The sequence below is a fragment of the Tabrizicola aquatica genome, assembly GCF_002900975.1.
Lineage (GTDB): Bacteria > Pseudomonadota > Alphaproteobacteria > Rhodobacterales > Rhodobacteraceae > Tabrizicola > Tabrizicola aquatica.
This window is the reverse complement of sequence record NZ_PJON01000004.1, coordinates 1-13855: the sequence shown is the minus strand read 5'-3', so window position 1 is coordinate 13855 and position 13855 is coordinate 1. Positions and strand designations below refer to the sequence as shown.

12 protein-coding genes are annotated in these 13855 nt (G+C 65.5%); 8 read left to right on the top strand and 4 right to left on the bottom strand.

Annotation, left to right across the window (positions count from 1 at the left end):
• The first annotated feature begins 27 nt into the window (after positions 1-27).
• The 3 genes from CXR42_RS14560 (at position 28) to dacB (ending at position 2827) form a co-directional block, all read left to right on the top strand.
• A complete protein-coding gene (locus CXR42_RS14560) occupies positions 28-591 on the top strand; it encodes a hypothetical protein (protein WP_146038082.1) in 564 nt (187 codons plus the stop codon).
• A 77-nt stretch (positions 592-668) separates the two neighbouring features.
• Positions 669-1283: a nicotinate-nucleotide adenylyltransferase gene (locus CXR42_RS14555; RefSeq protein ID WP_103258316.1), complete on the top strand. Its 615-nt coding sequence runs from the start codon at positions 669-671 to the stop codon at positions 1281-1283.
• A gap of 68 nt (positions 1284-1351) precedes the next feature.
• Positions 1352-2827, top strand: a complete 1476-nt coding sequence (dacB, locus tag CXR42_RS14550; RefSeq protein ID WP_103258315.1) for a D-alanyl-D-alanine carboxypeptidase/D-alanyl-D-alanine endopeptidase — start codon at positions 1352-1354, stop codon at positions 2825-2827.
• Between the two features lie 217 nt (positions 2828-3044).
• On the opposite strand, the gene CXR42_RS19395 is transcribed toward dacB, so the two are convergent.
• Entirely contained in the window at positions 3045-4589 is a 1545-nt protein-coding gene (locus tag CXR42_RS19395; RefSeq protein ID WP_146038081.1) for a hypothetical protein, read from the bottom strand.
• Positions 4590-4671: 82 nt separating this feature from the next.
• A complete protein-coding gene (locus CXR42_RS14545) occupies positions 4672-5088 on the bottom strand; it encodes a tellurite resistance TerB family protein (RefSeq protein ID WP_103258314.1) in 417 nt (138 codons plus the stop codon).
• Positions 5089-5196: 108 nt separating this feature from the next.
• Here CXR42_RS14545 and CXR42_RS14540 point away from each other — a divergent pair, with 108 nt between their 5' ends.
• On the top strand, positions 5197-6822 hold the full coding sequence (locus CXR42_RS14540) for a lysine--tRNA ligase (RefSeq protein WP_103258313.1): 1626 nt from the start codon (positions 5197-5199) through the stop codon (positions 6820-6822).
• A 352-nt stretch (positions 6823-7174) separates the two neighbouring features.
• Here CXR42_RS14540 and CXR42_RS14535 read toward each other — a convergent pair whose 3' ends face one another.
• Positions 7175-8044, bottom strand: a complete 870-nt coding sequence (locus tag CXR42_RS14535) for an alpha/beta hydrolase family protein (protein ID WP_103258312.1) — start codon at positions 8042-8044, stop codon at positions 7175-7177.
• Between the two features lie 138 nt (positions 8045-8182).
• On the opposite strand from CXR42_RS14535, the gene CXR42_RS14530 reads away from it, so the two are divergent.
• Both CXR42_RS14530 and CXR42_RS14525 read left to right on the top strand, forming a co-directional pair.
• Complete coding sequence (locus CXR42_RS14530; RefSeq protein WP_103258311.1) at positions 8183-8584, top strand: DUF4864 domain-containing protein; 402 nt, start codon at positions 8183-8185, stop codon at positions 8582-8584.
• A gap of 156 nt (positions 8585-8740) precedes the next feature.
• A complete protein-coding gene (locus CXR42_RS14525) occupies positions 8741-11029 on the top strand; it encodes a pectate lyase family protein (protein ID WP_103258310.1) in 2289 nt (762 codons plus the stop codon).
• Between the two features lie 57 nt (positions 11030-11086).
• On the opposite strand, the gene CXR42_RS14520 is transcribed toward CXR42_RS14525, so the two are convergent.
• Positions 11087-11560 (bottom strand): HugZ family pyridoxamine 5'-phosphate oxidase, encoded by a 474-nt coding sequence (locus CXR42_RS14520; protein ID WP_103258309.1) that lies wholly within the window; start codon positions 11558-11560, stop codon positions 11087-11089.
• Positions 11561-11664: 104 nt separating this feature from the next.
• Here CXR42_RS14520 and CXR42_RS14515 point away from each other — a divergent pair, with 104 nt between their 5' ends.
• Positions 11665-13296, top strand: coding sequence for a SulP family inorganic anion transporter (locus tag CXR42_RS14515; protein ID WP_219727956.1), 1632 nt, complete (start codon positions 11665-11667; stop codon positions 13294-13296).
• Positions 13297-13555: 259 nt separating this feature from the next.
• Positions 13556-13855, top strand: a 300-nt coding sequence (locus CXR42_RS14510) for an acetyl-coenzyme A synthetase N-terminal domain-containing protein (protein WP_281256757.1), incomplete at its 3' end; no start/stop codon positions are given.

Here is a 13855-nt window from a genome sequence, read left to right as displayed (position 1 = left end):
TGGTGCAATGGCAGAAGGACAGGGGCAATGCGGGGGATGTTGGCGTTGGCGGCGGCGGCTGGACTGGCGGCTGGAGGGGCGGGCGCACAGGTGCGCAACCAGGATGCGGCGGGCAATCTGGCGGCAACGGTCGATCCGGGCTGCATCGCCGTGGGGCAGGCGGGAGCGACGCTGTCGCCGCCCGACCTGGGGCTGGGCGTGCAGGCCTGTGCCAGGGCGGGGGCCTGGGACCAGGCGGTCGAGCTTTACATCCTGATGCAACTGCGCGCGGTCTATGACATCGCGCGGGTCGCGGACATCAGCGCACACCAGGCCGAGGATGTGCTGTCGATGCAGGTCACGGAAAGCTTGCCGCGCGGCGGGCAGGCCAGGTTGCAGGCGGCCTTCGAGCAGTTCGGCGAGACGGGCAGCCCGCGGCACAAGGCCTTCTGCACGGCTGTCAAGGCGGGCGGGCCGCCGCAGCATGACCCGGCCTGGATGGTCCGGCACGGGATGGGCGCCTTTCTGGGCGAGGGCGGTGACGGCCTGGTTCCGGGCTTTCGCCCCAGGGCGGCCTGGACAGCGGTGCTGCGCGATTACATGAAGTGCTGACCGGGACTTGGTCGGGAAGCCATTGAAAAGGCCGGTCGCTTGCGGTCAATTGGCCGCAAGGGATGGAGAATGCGCCAATGCGGCAGGGGTTTCCGGTGGCGACCAGGGGGATGGTCGTCGGTCTGCTGGGCGGGTCCTTCGATCCGGCGCATGAAGGGCATGCGCTGATCACGCGCGAGGCGTTGAAGCGGTTGTGCCTGGATCAGGTCTGGTGGCTGGTGACCCCCGGCAATCCGCTGAAGCCGCGCCAGCCCGCGCCCTTGGCACAGCGACTGGCGCGGGCGCGGGCCGTGATGCAGCATCCCAAGGTCAGGATCACCGCGCTGGAGGCCCGTCTGGGCACCCGCACGACGATCGACACGGTGACGCGGCTGCGCGCGCTGTATCCGGGGGTGACCTTCGTCTGGCTGATGGGGGCGGACAACCTGGCGCAGTTCCATCGCTGGGACCGCTGGCGCGACATCCTGCGCTCGGTCGCGGTGGGAGTGCTGGCGCGGCCTGGCTCGGGCGTCAGGGCGCGGACCAGCGTGGCGGCGCGGGCCTTCCGGGTGCACCAGATCCAGCGGGGCGAGAACCTGCGCGGCAGTCAGCCCCCGGTCTGGGCCTTCGTGAACCTGCCGATGAACGACGCCTCCTCGACCGAGATTCGGGCGCGCGGGGGCTGGGGGCCGGGCGGCGTGACGCGGACGTGACCCGTGCCGGACTGGTGGAATCGGTCGCGGCGGGTCTATCACCGGGGAAACGGCAGGAGGGTGATGGCGTGATCACACGGCGGTTTCTACTGGGCGGGCTTCTGGCGGGGGCGGCGCTGCCGGCCTTGGGCGAGGGGCTGGTCAGCTCTCCGCGCCCGGTGCCGCGCGGGGGGCGGGCTGACCGGCCGGTGGCAGGGGATGTCGAGGCGCTGATCGCGGCGGCCAAGCTGGGCGGGACCGTCGCCTTCGTGGTGGCCGACGCGCGGACGGGGGCCGTGCTGGAGGCGCGAGAGCCGGACCTGGCGTTGCCACCCGCCAGCGTGGCCAAGGCGGTGACCGCACTTTACGCGCTGGAAAAGCTGGGCCCGGGGTTCCGCTTTGCAACGCGGGTGCTGGCGACGGGGCCGGTGGTGCAGGGTGTGGTGCAGGGCGACCTGGTGCTGGCCGGCGGCGGCGATCCGACCTTGCAGACCGACCAATTGGGCGACCTGGTGGCGGGGTTGGCCCGCGGCGGGCTGAAGGGCGCGACGGGGCGGCTTCTCTACTGGGATGGCGCGCTGCCCCGGCTGGAGGGGATCGCGGCCGACCAGCCGGACCATGTCGGCTATAACGCCGCCGTCTCGGGCCTGTGTCTGAACTTCAACCGGGTGCATTTCGAGTGGAAGCGGGCCGGGGGCGACTGGCAGGTCGCGGTCGATGCGCGGGGTGAGCGGTTTGTGCCCGAGGTCGCCATGGTCCGCGTCGGCATCCGGTCGCGTGAGGCGCCCCTGTTCACCTATGACCGGGGTCAGGTCGAGGAATGGACCGTCGCCTCGGCCGCGCTGGGCAAGGGGGGCAGCCGCTGGTTGCCGGTCCGCGATCCGGGCCGCTATGTGGCCGAGGTCTTTCGAACGCTGGCCCGGGCGCAGGGGATCCGGCTTCCGGCGGGTGAGCGGGTGGCGGCGCTGCCGGCGGGGGCCGAACTGGGCCGGGTGGAGAGCGAGCCGCTGCCGGCGGTCCTGCGCGACATGCTGCGCTTCTCGACCAACCTGACGGCGGAATGTGTCGGGCTGACCGCCTCGGGTGCTGCGGGGCTGGAGGCTTCGGGGCGGGCGATGTCGGACTGGGTGCGGGCGGCCTTCGGGGTGGCGTTCGACCTGCGGGATCATTCCGGGCTGGGCGGGGCCAGCCGGGTGACGGCCGCGGGGATGGCGCGGGTGCTGGTCCGGGCCGAGGCGGAGGGGCGGGGGCTGCGGGCGATCCTGCGCGACGTCGGGATGAAGGACGATCAAGGGAAGGTTCTGGAGGGGCACCCGGTCAAGGTGCTGGCCAAGTCGGGGACGCTGAACTTCGTCTCGGGGCTGGCGGGGCATGTGGTGCCGCCCCCGACTTCAAAGAATGGGGGCAGGGAACTCGTGTTCGCGATCTTCTCGGGCGACCCGGAGCGGCGGGATGCGGTGCCGGTGGCCCTGCGGGAGGAACCGGAGGGCGGCAAATCCTGGACCCGCCGGGCCCGGCGGCTGCAAGGCCAGCTGGTGAACCGCTGGGCGGGGGCCTATGGGTGAGACGGGGGCCGCAAGGGACTCCTCTGTCCACGGTGGGCGGATGGGCGTAAGTGGTTGATTTTGCTGGGGAATGTGTGTGGACGGTAAGGGTTTTTTAAGGGGGTGGTTAATGGGGTGCTAGTGGGTGGCTTAAGACCTATGCCGACCAAACAAGGAATGGAAACCATACGATAGGTCGAGGGATGGGGCGCCAAAAGACGATGGCTTAACCTTGCCTCTATGCAGAAATCGCCAGGACAGCAATGATCGCGGAAGTTAGCGAAATGATGATGGCTAGCCAAGTAAGAATTTCCATCCTTTTCTGTGCTGCCATACTCTCTCTGGTCCCAACAGCTGAAGACAGCTGGTTCAGGTAATCACGGGTATCTTGATCCTCTTCCAGAAGCTTTCTTGAGAGTCTTTGCAGGAGAGATTTAAGCCCATCCTTGATTTCCAGTGTTCTCTTCCTATCTGGACGGTCCTGTTGAACAAAACCTGTAGCGTTCCATCTGAAAGAGGCATCGTCTTCCGAAAGTTCCAACGCTTCTCGTGCAATTGATGGAACACCAACAGAATTTCTAAAGAAGGAGCTTATTTGTTCGATTTCCGATATAGATTGTCGCCTAGTCTGACTAATTGAAAGCGATTGCCGAGCCTCTTTAAGGCTCCGAAGTAGCTCCCGCAGATAGCAACATAGGACATTCTTGGCGATGATTCCATCAACGCGCTCGTGCGCAAAATAGACCTTTCCACTTAACGTCTTTGTATCGTAATGCCTTGTATCATCAGCGTTCAACGAGTCCCAGCGCAGAGCAACGGTAAGGTGATTAGGAAACTCCTCATTTGGCGACGTATCAAATGAGAATCGAAGGGAAGGAGTAGAGCTATTTACCCAACTGTCAAACGCGCGATCATGGCCGAGAAAATGCGACCAATGATGCGATGGCAAGTCCCTTGATGTATCCCAGTCAAATGGAGTAAAACCCTCCAATACTTGATATTCAGCCGTTGGTATGAGGTTTGGACCACATCGAACTTTAAAGAATCCTGGAAAATTCTTTCCTACCCAAGAGATCGCAAGACTACGGTAGGTTTCCCGTGCCTGTTTGATGCGGTCCGCTTTCACATGGGAGACGCTCTTTACTGAATAACTTCCTGATCGCCAATGAGGAACAAGTGTTGTCTGAGCGGGGAGGTTGATTTCGTTCTTGTAGGTGAATGAAGCTTCTTCGGTCAGGACGAATCCGACACTAATGCAAGTGACTGATGGCGTTAACTGCGTAATGGAGACGAGCAAAGAAGAAAATGCCTTTGGGAAGTCTGCTGTGTACCTTACGTTAAAGTTCTTCTTCTTGTCCTCGGAGCGATGAACCCAGCCCAGCGGGATAGTTCCCCCAGTGCCATACATCCTTTGATTCTTGAGCCAGTCCACGTGCGACTGATTTTGGATAGGGTATCGTTCCTGGTGCCAGCCGAGCCTTTCAAGTGACGCATAAAGTGTCTCGATCTCATTTGGTCCGAAGATTTCGCTTACTGAAATGAGACCCAACTGAACATTATTGCCGTCTGGAATCGCAGATTCAATATTCTCGTTGGCATCGCGCGAGCGCCAATTTTCAAGCCGATTGCCATATGGGTCCGGGATGAAGTTAGGAAATCTTGCGTGGATTTTCCACAAGACCCTTTGTACGCTGGACTTGACCGCGCTTGGTTTTTCTGCCGACTTTTTCTTTTCTTCAGCCGGAAGTGCGGATTGATCTTTTTCGTCTTCTGGCTCCTTCACTCACTAGATCTCCTGAATTCGACAAAAATGGATTCCGAAATATATTGAGTTGAGAACAGGATTCTGACAATCCAACTTCTTTTCACACCCCCATATGCCGCACCCGTGCGCCCCACTCGATGGCCGCCGCATGCAACCGGTCGATCTTCAGCTCCTCGCGGACCTCTTCCAGCATGCGAAGCTCCACCTGGGAGTGGCGGCCGTCCGCCGTGACCACGTCGCAGGCCAGGGCATAGGCGGTCTCGTACAGACGCTCGGGCAAAGCCTCGCGGATCAGGCCGAAGAGGGCGTCGAGGCCGTCTTCCTCTTCAAACAGGTCAAAGACGGTGCGGCTGACGCGGCGGATGCGGTCGGGGTCGTAGGTGGCGAAAACCGGCATGTGGTTGACCATGCGGGTGATGGCGACAAGCTCGGCCGTGCGGACGTCCTGGTCCGAGGCGGAGCAGGCCACCATGACGGCCACGAGGGCATCCTGCAGGGACATGGCGGATTCGGGCATCGGGGACTCCTGTATGCGGTTGCGGCGCAGATTATTGACGGGGGGCCGGGGGGGCAATAGAGGACGGGGGTCCCGGGGATGGCCCGGGCCGTTTCAGGAGAAGATGCGATGAGTGCCCTGCGCGATGCGGCGATGAATTCGAAGGCCTGGCCCTTTGAAGAGGCCCGCGCGGTGCTGAAACGCTATGGCGGCAAGGACCCGGCCAAGGGCTATGTGCTGTTCGAGACGGGCTATGGGCCGTCGGGGCTGCCGCATATCGGCACCTTCGGCGAGGTGGCGCGGACGACGATGATCCGGCGGGCGTTCGAGATCATCAGCGACATCCCGACTCGGCTGATCTGTTTTTCCGACGACGTGGACGGGATGCGGAAGGTGCCCGAGAACGTGCCGCAGCAAGAGATGCTGCGCGGGCATATGCAGAAGCCGTTGACCTCGGTGCCGGACCCGTATGGCGAGTTCGAGAGCTTTGGCCACCACAACAACGCGATGTTGCGGCGGTTCCTGGACACGTTCGGCTTCGAGTATGAGTTCATCAGCGCGACGGAGTTCTACAAGTCGGGCCAGTTCGACGACACGCTGCGGCTGGCGGCCGAGCGGTATGATGCGATCATGGAGATCATGCTGGCGTCCCTGCGCGAGGAGCGGCAGCAGACCTATTCCTGCTTCCTGCCGATCCATCCCGAGACCGGACGGGTCATGTATGTGCCGATGAAGGAGGTCAACGCCAAGGACGGCACGATCACCTTCGACGACGAGGACGGGCGCGAGTGGACGCTGCCGGTCACGGGCGGGCATGTGAAGCTGCAGTGGAAGCCGGACTTTGGCGCGCGCTGGGCGGCCCTGGATGTGGACTTCGAGATGTACGGGAAGGACCACTCCACGAATACCCCGATCTATGACGGGATCTGCCGGGTGCTGGGCGGGCGGGCGCCGAACCACATGACCTATGAGTTGTTCCTGGATGACCAGGGGCAGAAGATTTCGAAGTCGAAGGGCAATGGCCTGACGATCGACGAGTGGCTGACCTATGCGGCGACGGAGTCGCTGAGCTATTTCATGTACCAGAAGCCCAAGACGGCGAAGCGGATGCATTTCGACGTGATCCCGCGGGCGGTGGACGAGTATCACCAGCAGTTGCGCGCCTTTCCCGAGCAGACGGTCGAGCAACAGGTCAACAACCCGGTCTGGCACATCCACGACGGCAAGCCGCCGGAGAGCCGGATGGTGGTGTCTTTCGGGATGCTCTTGAACCTGGCCTCGGTCGCGGCGGCGAAGGATGCGGCGGGGCTGTGGAAGTTCATCCGGCGCTATGCCCCCGAGGCATCGCCGGAGACGCATCCCGACCTGGATGCGGCGGCGGGGTTCGCGGTGCGATACTTTGCCGACAAGATCGCGCCGACGCGGGTCTTCCGGCTGCCGACCGACATGGAGCGGGCGGCGATGGAGGATCTGGTGGCCCGGCTGAAGAAGCTCGCCCAAGTTACCGATCCAAAGAACGTTCTTCCGGTCGAAAACAGAGCCGAACTGCTTTCCGACGAAGGTTTGCAGTCGATGGTCTTCGCGGTGGGCAAGGAGCATGGGTTCGAGCCGCTGCGTGACTGGTTCAAGGCGCTGTACGAGGTGCTGCTGGGCGCATCCGACGGGCCGCGCTTTGGCGGGTTCATTGCGCTTTACGGCGTGGACGAGACGGTGGCGCTGATCGAACGCGCGCTGCGGGGCGAACTGGTCGGGTAGGCTGGTAAACCGTGGGCCGCCTTGGGCGGCTCGTCGGTGACTTCGTGACTCCTCGCTGGGGTTCTGGCGTGGTTGCCCGGCTGTGTGTCCAGCTGGCGCTCGTCGATGACTTCGTCACTCCTCGCTGGGGGCGCGGCGTGCGGATGGCAGGTTGTGCCTCGTGCTGCGGCTTGTCGGTGACTTCGTCCGTCCTCGGGGGTGGTAGCGCCTGAAGGCCCGGTTGTGCGTCCCGCTGGCGCTCGTCGATGACTTTGGCGCTCCTCGCGGGCTGGATCTTCGGTGACTTCGTCACGCCCCGTCGGAGCGCCAGAGGGCGACATCCGACGAGGAGACGAAGTCGAACGAGGAGGGGCTACTGGAGGTGCGGCTTCAGGAAGGCGACGGTCTCGCCGACCATCTGGTCCAGCGTTTCGGGGCCGGTGAAGGCGTTGAACACGTGATCCATTTCGGCGATCCAGGCCGTCTCTTCGCCCTCATGCGCGGCGAGGAAGGTGTCGACGGCGCTGGGCAGGACCGTGGTGTCCTGGGTGCCATGCGTGATGAACAGGGGGCCGGCGTAAGAGGCGAGTTCGGCGGGCGGGTCGAAGGTGGCGACGCCTTCGAAGAAGCCGCGCTTGAGTTCGATCACGGCACCCCAAGGCAGGGTGACGGGCAGGGCCGCGTCGCCCGCTGCTAGGCCCATCGCTAGGGTCTCGGCCCCGACGATGCCGCCGAAGCTTTCCTCGGGATTGGCCACGGCGGCCCAGAGGACCAGGGCGTCGGGCTTGTCGGACCGGCCGGCGACGGCGGTGGCGACCAGGCCGCCCTGGCTCCACCCGATCACGGCCAGGCGCTGGCCATCGACGGCCGGGTTCGCCTCGAGCCAGTCCAGCGCGGCAAGGCCATCGGCGACCTGGCCTTCGAAGGTGGTGTCGGCAAAGGCGCCGGGGCTTTCGCCCGAGCCGCGGAAGTCGATCCGCAGGGAGGCGATGCCCTGTTCGGCCAGCAGTCGGGCGGTGCGGGAAAAGACGCCTTCGTCGGTGGTGGCGACGGGCAGTTCGTCGCGCACGCCGGTGAAGCCGTGGAACATCAGGACGACCGGGGCCGGGTCGCCGGCGGGCGTTTCCAGCGTGCCGACCACCGGGCCAAGCGGGGTGTCGATGGGGACGGTTTCCTCGGACTGGGCAAAGGCGGGCGTGGCGAGGAGGGCGATCAGGGCAAGGGGGGCAAGGGCGGGGCGCATGGCGATCCTTCCTGGATGTGGGCCGGGCAAGGGTGGCGCAGGGGGTGGGGGGGCTGTCAAGCAGGATGCGCGGTTGACTTCTGGCGCGTCGGCCTAGCTGGCAGGTCAAGGGGACGTCTGACGAGGGAGCACTTGCCGATGCGCAATGGTCTTTATGCCGCGCTGCTTGCCGCCTGCCTGGCCCTGCCGGCCGGCGCGCAGGAGACGCCGATCCAGGAGACGATCCAGAACCAGATCGACGCCTTCAGGGCCGACGATTTCGCCCGCGCCTTCACCTATGCCAGCCCGACGATCAAGGGCATGTTCGGCACGCCCGAGAATTTCGGGGCGATGGTGCAGAACGGCTATCCGATGGTCCACCGCCCGGCCGAGGTCGAGATGCAGGAGCTGCGCGAGGTTGCGGGGAACCTGTGGCAGCGGGTGCGGATCGTCGATCAGGCCGGGCGGGCGCATCTTCTGGACTACATGATGGTCGAGACGGCCGAGGGCTGGCAGATCAACGCGGTCCAGCTTCTGCCCGCGCCCGACATCGGCGTCTGATCCCGTTGCGCGTCGGGGCCGGGCAGCGCGCGGCCCCCTGAGCGGCGGTTAAGCCTTCCTTGCTACCCCATTGCCCCATGGCGTTGCGGCCCGGGGGAGTGCCCCGGTTCCGCCTCGCCCTGGTCAGTGGCGCGAGCGAGACGAGGGAAATTTCAGATGAACAAGGCTATCACCGACGGGCTGGTCCTGATGCCGCCGCCGTTCTCGGCCGGCTTGAACCTGTGGTCGCGCGAGGACGGGACGCCCGGATCGGGGTCGTATCAGGGCCAGCCGAACGCGGCGCTGGTGTCGAATGACCAGGATTTCGCGGGCTGTCTGGAGCTGCAAAAGACCGAAGCCACGCAGAAGCTGCGCAGTTTCGCGCAGACGCCGATCCAGCCGGGCCTGTATCTGCGGGTGACGGCGCGGCTGAAGGCGGTGTCGGGGAACCTGCCGTCCGTCCGCATCGCGGCCTGGGCGGGGGATGTGAACGGGCAGAACGTGGCCAGCCTGGTGCAGACCGGGCCCACGGTGACGCTGCAAAGCTATGGCGAGGTGGTGACGGTCAGCGCGATCATCTCTCCCGCCGCGCGGACCGGGGTGGACATGGCCTGGACGACGCAGGTGGTCTACGCCCATGTCGGCCTGGACCTGACGGGTGCCAATGGTGGGGTGGTGCGGATCGACGACCTGGTGGTCGAGGATGTGACCAACCTGTTCATCCGCAAGCTGATGGACTGGGTCGATGTGCGCGATTACGGCGCGCTGGGCAACGGGACGACCAATGACGCGCCCGCCTTCCTGGCGGCGGATGCCGATGCGCAGGGCCGGGCGATCCTGGTGCCGGGGGGCGTGTTCCGGCTGAACGCGGATGTCACGATCAACAGCCGCATCCGGTTCGAGGGTACCGTCTCGATGCCGGCCAACCGCCGGCTGATCCTGACGCGGAACTTTGACCTGGATACCTATGGCCAGGCTTTCGGGACCGAGATCGAGGGCTTTCGCCGGGCGCTGCAGGCGCTGTTCTACTTTACCGACCATGTGACGCTGGACCTTTCCGGCCGCCGGGTGGACCTGACCGAGCCGGTCGACGTGGCGGCGATTGCCGGGCTGACCAGCTTCAACGGCCGCCGCGTGGTGCGCAACGGGCAGTTGACGGCGCTGCCCGGCCCGGCCTGGACGACCGAGGAGTTCACCTCGACCGCGACCTATTCGCCGGCGAACAACCTGACCCTGACCGGCGTCGCCAATGTGGCCAATATCCCGGTGGGGTCGCTGGTCATCGGCACCGGCGTGGGGCGCGAGGTCTATGTGCGGGCCAAGAACGTGGCGGCGGGGACGATCACGCTGAGCCAGCCGCTGTGGGGCGCGACAGGGACGCGGCCCTATACCTTCCGCCGGTTCAAATACATGCTGGATTTCAGCGGCTTTGAGCTTCTGTCGCGGTTCGAGCTGGAGGATATCGAGTTCAACACCCTGGGCCTGTGTTCGGGGGTGCTGATGGCAACTTCGGGCTCGACCAAGAGGTTCGTGTCCTGCACCTTCAACCGGCCGCTGGACCGGGGCATCACCTCGCCCGGGTTGGGGTGTCAGGGCATGTTCGTGGACATGTGCCAGTTCCTGTCCAACGAAAGCGCGGCCCCGGCGCAGCTGCGCACGTCCATCGCGCTGAACGTGAACGCCAATGACGTGAAGCTGCGCAACAACCGGGTGGTGCGTTTCGCGCATTTCGCCATCGTCAACGGCACCGGCCATCTGGTCCATGCCAACCACTTCTTCCAGGGCGATGACGAGCCGGCCGGCATCCGCCGTGCGGGGCTGGTGTTCACGCAGACCAACGTCTCGACCGTCGTCACCGGCAACTACATCGACAACTGCTTCATCGAATGGGGCAACGAGCATGACAGCGAGCCGCAGTGGAACGGCGAATTCTCATTCGGCGGGCTGAACATCGTCGGCAACGTGTTCATCGCGTCCAGCACGACCTCGGCCTTCCGCTGGGTGGTGGTCAAGCCGTACGGGGCGGGCCATTACCTGAATGGCTTCTCGCTGGTGTCGAACAGCTTTCGCGTGTTCAACGCCATCATCGACCGGGTCGAGATGGTGGACACCAGCCTGGCCAGCCTGGACATGGCCCAGGCGCGGAATGTGCGGGTCGAGGGGAACAGCTTCAACAACGTGGGTCAGGGGATCATGAACCCGCTGATCGTGACCCATACCCAGAACACCGTGGCCGATACCTGGACCGTGAATTCGGACGGGTTCGTGCCCTTTGGCGGGCGCATCCGCATGGTCGAGGCGGTGCAGCCCGAGGGGGCGATCCTGAACGGCTCCAACGCGGCGCGCTATGCCTGCCCGAACGCGACGCCTGGCGTCGGCGCCCAGGGCAACCAGGCGCAACTGCGCTGGGGCGAGGCGGTGCGGGGCCGGGCCATCGTGCGGATGCGCATGGACCTGCCGTCGTAACGGGGCCGATTTCCTGAAAAATTGGTGCGGGCGGTCCTTCGGGGCCGCCCGTTGTCGTTACAGGTCCGGTGGCGACAGGTGGAAAGCCCGGGCGAAACCGCCGTTCAGCAGGGCCGCTACCGGGGTCAGGCGTACAAAGGCGAAGTCGGGCAGGTCGATATAGACCAGCGCCTTGGGGTTCCGCTCCAGCCAGCGGGCGCGGATCGCGGGGCGCGCTGGATCGTCCGGGGCGATGAAGGCGGCCTGCGCCCGGATCATCAGCCGCGGATGGGTCAGGGGATCGCCCTTGTCGCCGACCTCGCCCAGCATCAGAGCGCAGTCCGGGTTGGCGCGCAGGGCACGAAAGTGGGGGGCAAGGCCTGAGACCAGGGTCAGCATTCCCGCCTGCGGATCGCGGGCAAAGGCGATGCGGCTGATCCCCGGGGTGCCGGTATCTGGGTCGGTCCAGGCCAGGGCGGCATGGCCCAGGCCCAGAAGCCGCTGCGCCAGGGCGCGGGCCTCGGCATCGGCGGGTTGGACGGGATCGGGCATGGCGCTTATTCCGGTTGACATCGGGCTGGGCAGGGGAGTCTTCTGGCGGCATTCATCCCCCGATGCCAGCGATTTCTGGCGCTTCCCCTGCTGGAAGACGAAAGATGCCCGACACAGCCAAGGGTCCCGGCACCCTGACCGAGTTCCTGCCGAAGCTCCTTACCGTCTGGCGCGAGGGCTATGGCCTGTCCGACCTGCGCGCCGATGCGCTGGCCGGCCTGACCGTCGCCATCGTGGCCTTGCCCCTGTCGATGGCCATCGCCATCGCCAGCGGGGTCGGACCCGAGCGCGGGCTTTACACCGCGATTGTCGGCGGGTTCCTTGTCAGCTTGCTGGGGGGGTCGCGCTATCAGATCGGCGGGCCGGCGGGGGCGTTCATCGTCCTTGTCTCGGCCTGTGTCATGCAGATCGGGGTGCCGGGGCTGATCCTGGCGACGTTCCTGTCGGGGGGCGTGCTGTTGGCGGCGGGGGCGCTGCGGCTGGGGACCTACATCCGCTATATTCCCTATCCGGTCACGGTGGGCTTTACCGCCGGGATCGCGGTCATCATCTTCGCCAGCCAGCTGCGCGAGATGTTCGGGCTGACCCTGGCCGGGGCCGAGCCCGGAGAGATCGTCGCCAAGGTCGAGGTGCTGTGGGCGGCACGGGGCACGGTGACCTGGGCGGCGGTCGGGGTGGCGGCGCTGACGGCGGCGGTGATCCTGGGCCTGCGGCGGGTCCGGCCGCACTGGCCGGGGATGCTGATCGCGGTGGCGGTCGGGGCGGTCGTGGTGGCGGGCCTTGGCCTGCCGGTGGCCACGATCGGCAGCCAGTTTGGCGCCTTGCCGCAGCAGTTGCCGGTGCCCGCGCTGCCGGATTTGACGCTGTGGCGCGCGGCTTTGCCCTGGGCCTTCAGCTTCGCCTTGCTGGGCGCGATCGAGTCACTGCTGTCCGCCGTCGTTGCCGACGGGATGAGCGGCGCGCGCCATCGCTCGAACGCCGAACTGGTGGCGCAGGGCGTGGCCAATATCGGCGCGGCCCTGTTCGGCGGGTTCTGCGTTACCGGCACCATCGCGCGGACCGCGACCAATGTGCGGGCGGGCAGCCGGGGGCCGGTCTCGGGGATGCTGCATGCGGTGTTCCTGCTGGTGTTCCTGGTGGTGGCCGCCCCGCTGGCCGGTTTCATCCCGCTGGCGGCCCTGGCCGGGGTCCTGGCGGTGGTCGCCTGGGGCATGGCCGAGCGGCATGAGTTCGCGGCCCTCTTGCGGTCGTCCTGGGGCGATGCGCTGGTGGTCACGGTGACCTTCCTGCTGGTCGTGTTCCGCGACCTGACCGAGGGGATCGTCGTCGGTTTCGCGCTGGCCGGGCTGGTGTTCATAAAGCGGATGTCCGAAAGCTCGGGCATGCGGGATGCGCCCGAGGCACAGCGGGCGGACCGGGTGGTCCTGCACCTGGAGGGGCCGTATTTCTTTGGCGCGGCGGCGCAGCTGGGCGCGGTCCTGGACCGGATCGCCGACACGCCGCGCGCCATGGTGCTGGACTTTGCCCAGGTGCCGCTGATCGACAGTTCGGGCGCGCGGGGGGTGCTGCAACTGGCGGCGCGGGCGCGGCGTCGGGGCGGGCAGCTTTACCTTGTCGGCCTGCGCCCGGCCCTGCGTCGCGCCCTGGAGGCGCAGGGTGCCCGCGAACCCGAGCTGCGCTTCCTGCCCGACCTGGCGGCGGTGGATGCGGAGCTGGACCGCGCCGAATCGGCCTAGGCTGCCATGGCCCGGGGGCTGCGCTGCGGGCGTCAGGCGCAGGCGGTTGAAAAACCACGCATTCCCGGCTTCGCTTTTCACCGCTTTGCAGAATTCACGACTATTTCGTCAATCAATTTACGGAAATAGATATGAAAATTATGGGGTTACAGGAAGTTTAACAAAATGCTACTTTGCCGGCGGGAGAGAGCGTCCCAGTGGTGGGGCGACAGGTTTCGCGGGGTCTTTGGCCGGGCCGCCGCGATGTAGGAGAACCACGATGACCGACCAATCACCCCTGAAATCCATCTATCCGGCTTCTGCCGATTTCGTCTCTGGTGCGCATGTTGATGGGGCTGGGTATGAGCGTTTGTATTCCGAATCGGTTATGGACGCTGAGGGTTTCTGGGGTCGTGAGGCGTTGCGGCTGGACTGGATCAAGCCGTTCACGAAGGTGAAGGACACGTCCTTCGCGCCGGGCAACATCAGCATCAAGTGGTTTGAGGACGGTCATCTGAACGTCAGCGCCAACTGCATCGACCGGCACATGCTGACGCGGGCGAACCAGACGGCGATCATC

Coding starts and splice junctions, on each gene's coding strand:
- CXR42_RS14560 (WP_146038082.1), top strand. CDS start 28: ATGCGGGGGATGTTGGCGTTGGCGGCGGCGGCTGGACTGGCGGCTGGA.
- CXR42_RS14555 (WP_103258316.1), top strand. CDS start 669: ATGCGGCAGGGGTTTCCGGTGGCGACCAGGGGGATGGTCGTCGGTCTG.
- CXR42_RS14545 (WP_103258314.1), bottom strand. CDS start 5,088: ATGCCCGAATCCGCCATGTCCCTGCAGGATGCCCTCGTGGCCGTCATG.
- CXR42_RS14540 (WP_103258313.1), top strand. CDS start 5,197: ATGAGTGCCCTGCGCGATGCGGCGATGAATTCGAAGGCCTGGCCCTTT.
- CXR42_RS14535 (WP_103258312.1), bottom strand. CDS start 8,044: ATGCGCCCCGCCCTTGCCCCCCTTGCCCTGATCGCCCTCCTCGCCACG.
- CXR42_RS14530 (WP_103258311.1), top strand. CDS start 8,183: ATGCGCAATGGTCTTTATGCCGCGCTGCTTGCCGCCTGCCTGGCCCTG.
- CXR42_RS14525 (WP_103258310.1), top strand. CDS start 8,741: ATGAACAAGGCTATCACCGACGGGCTGGTCCTGATGCCGCCGCCGTTC.
- CXR42_RS14520 (WP_103258309.1), bottom strand. CDS start 11,560: ATGCCCGATCCCGTCCAACCCGCCGATGCCGAGGCCCGCGCCCTGGCG.
- CXR42_RS14515 (WP_219727956.1), top strand. CDS start 11,665: ATGCCCGACACAGCCAAGGGTCCCGGCACCCTGACCGAGTTCCTGCCG.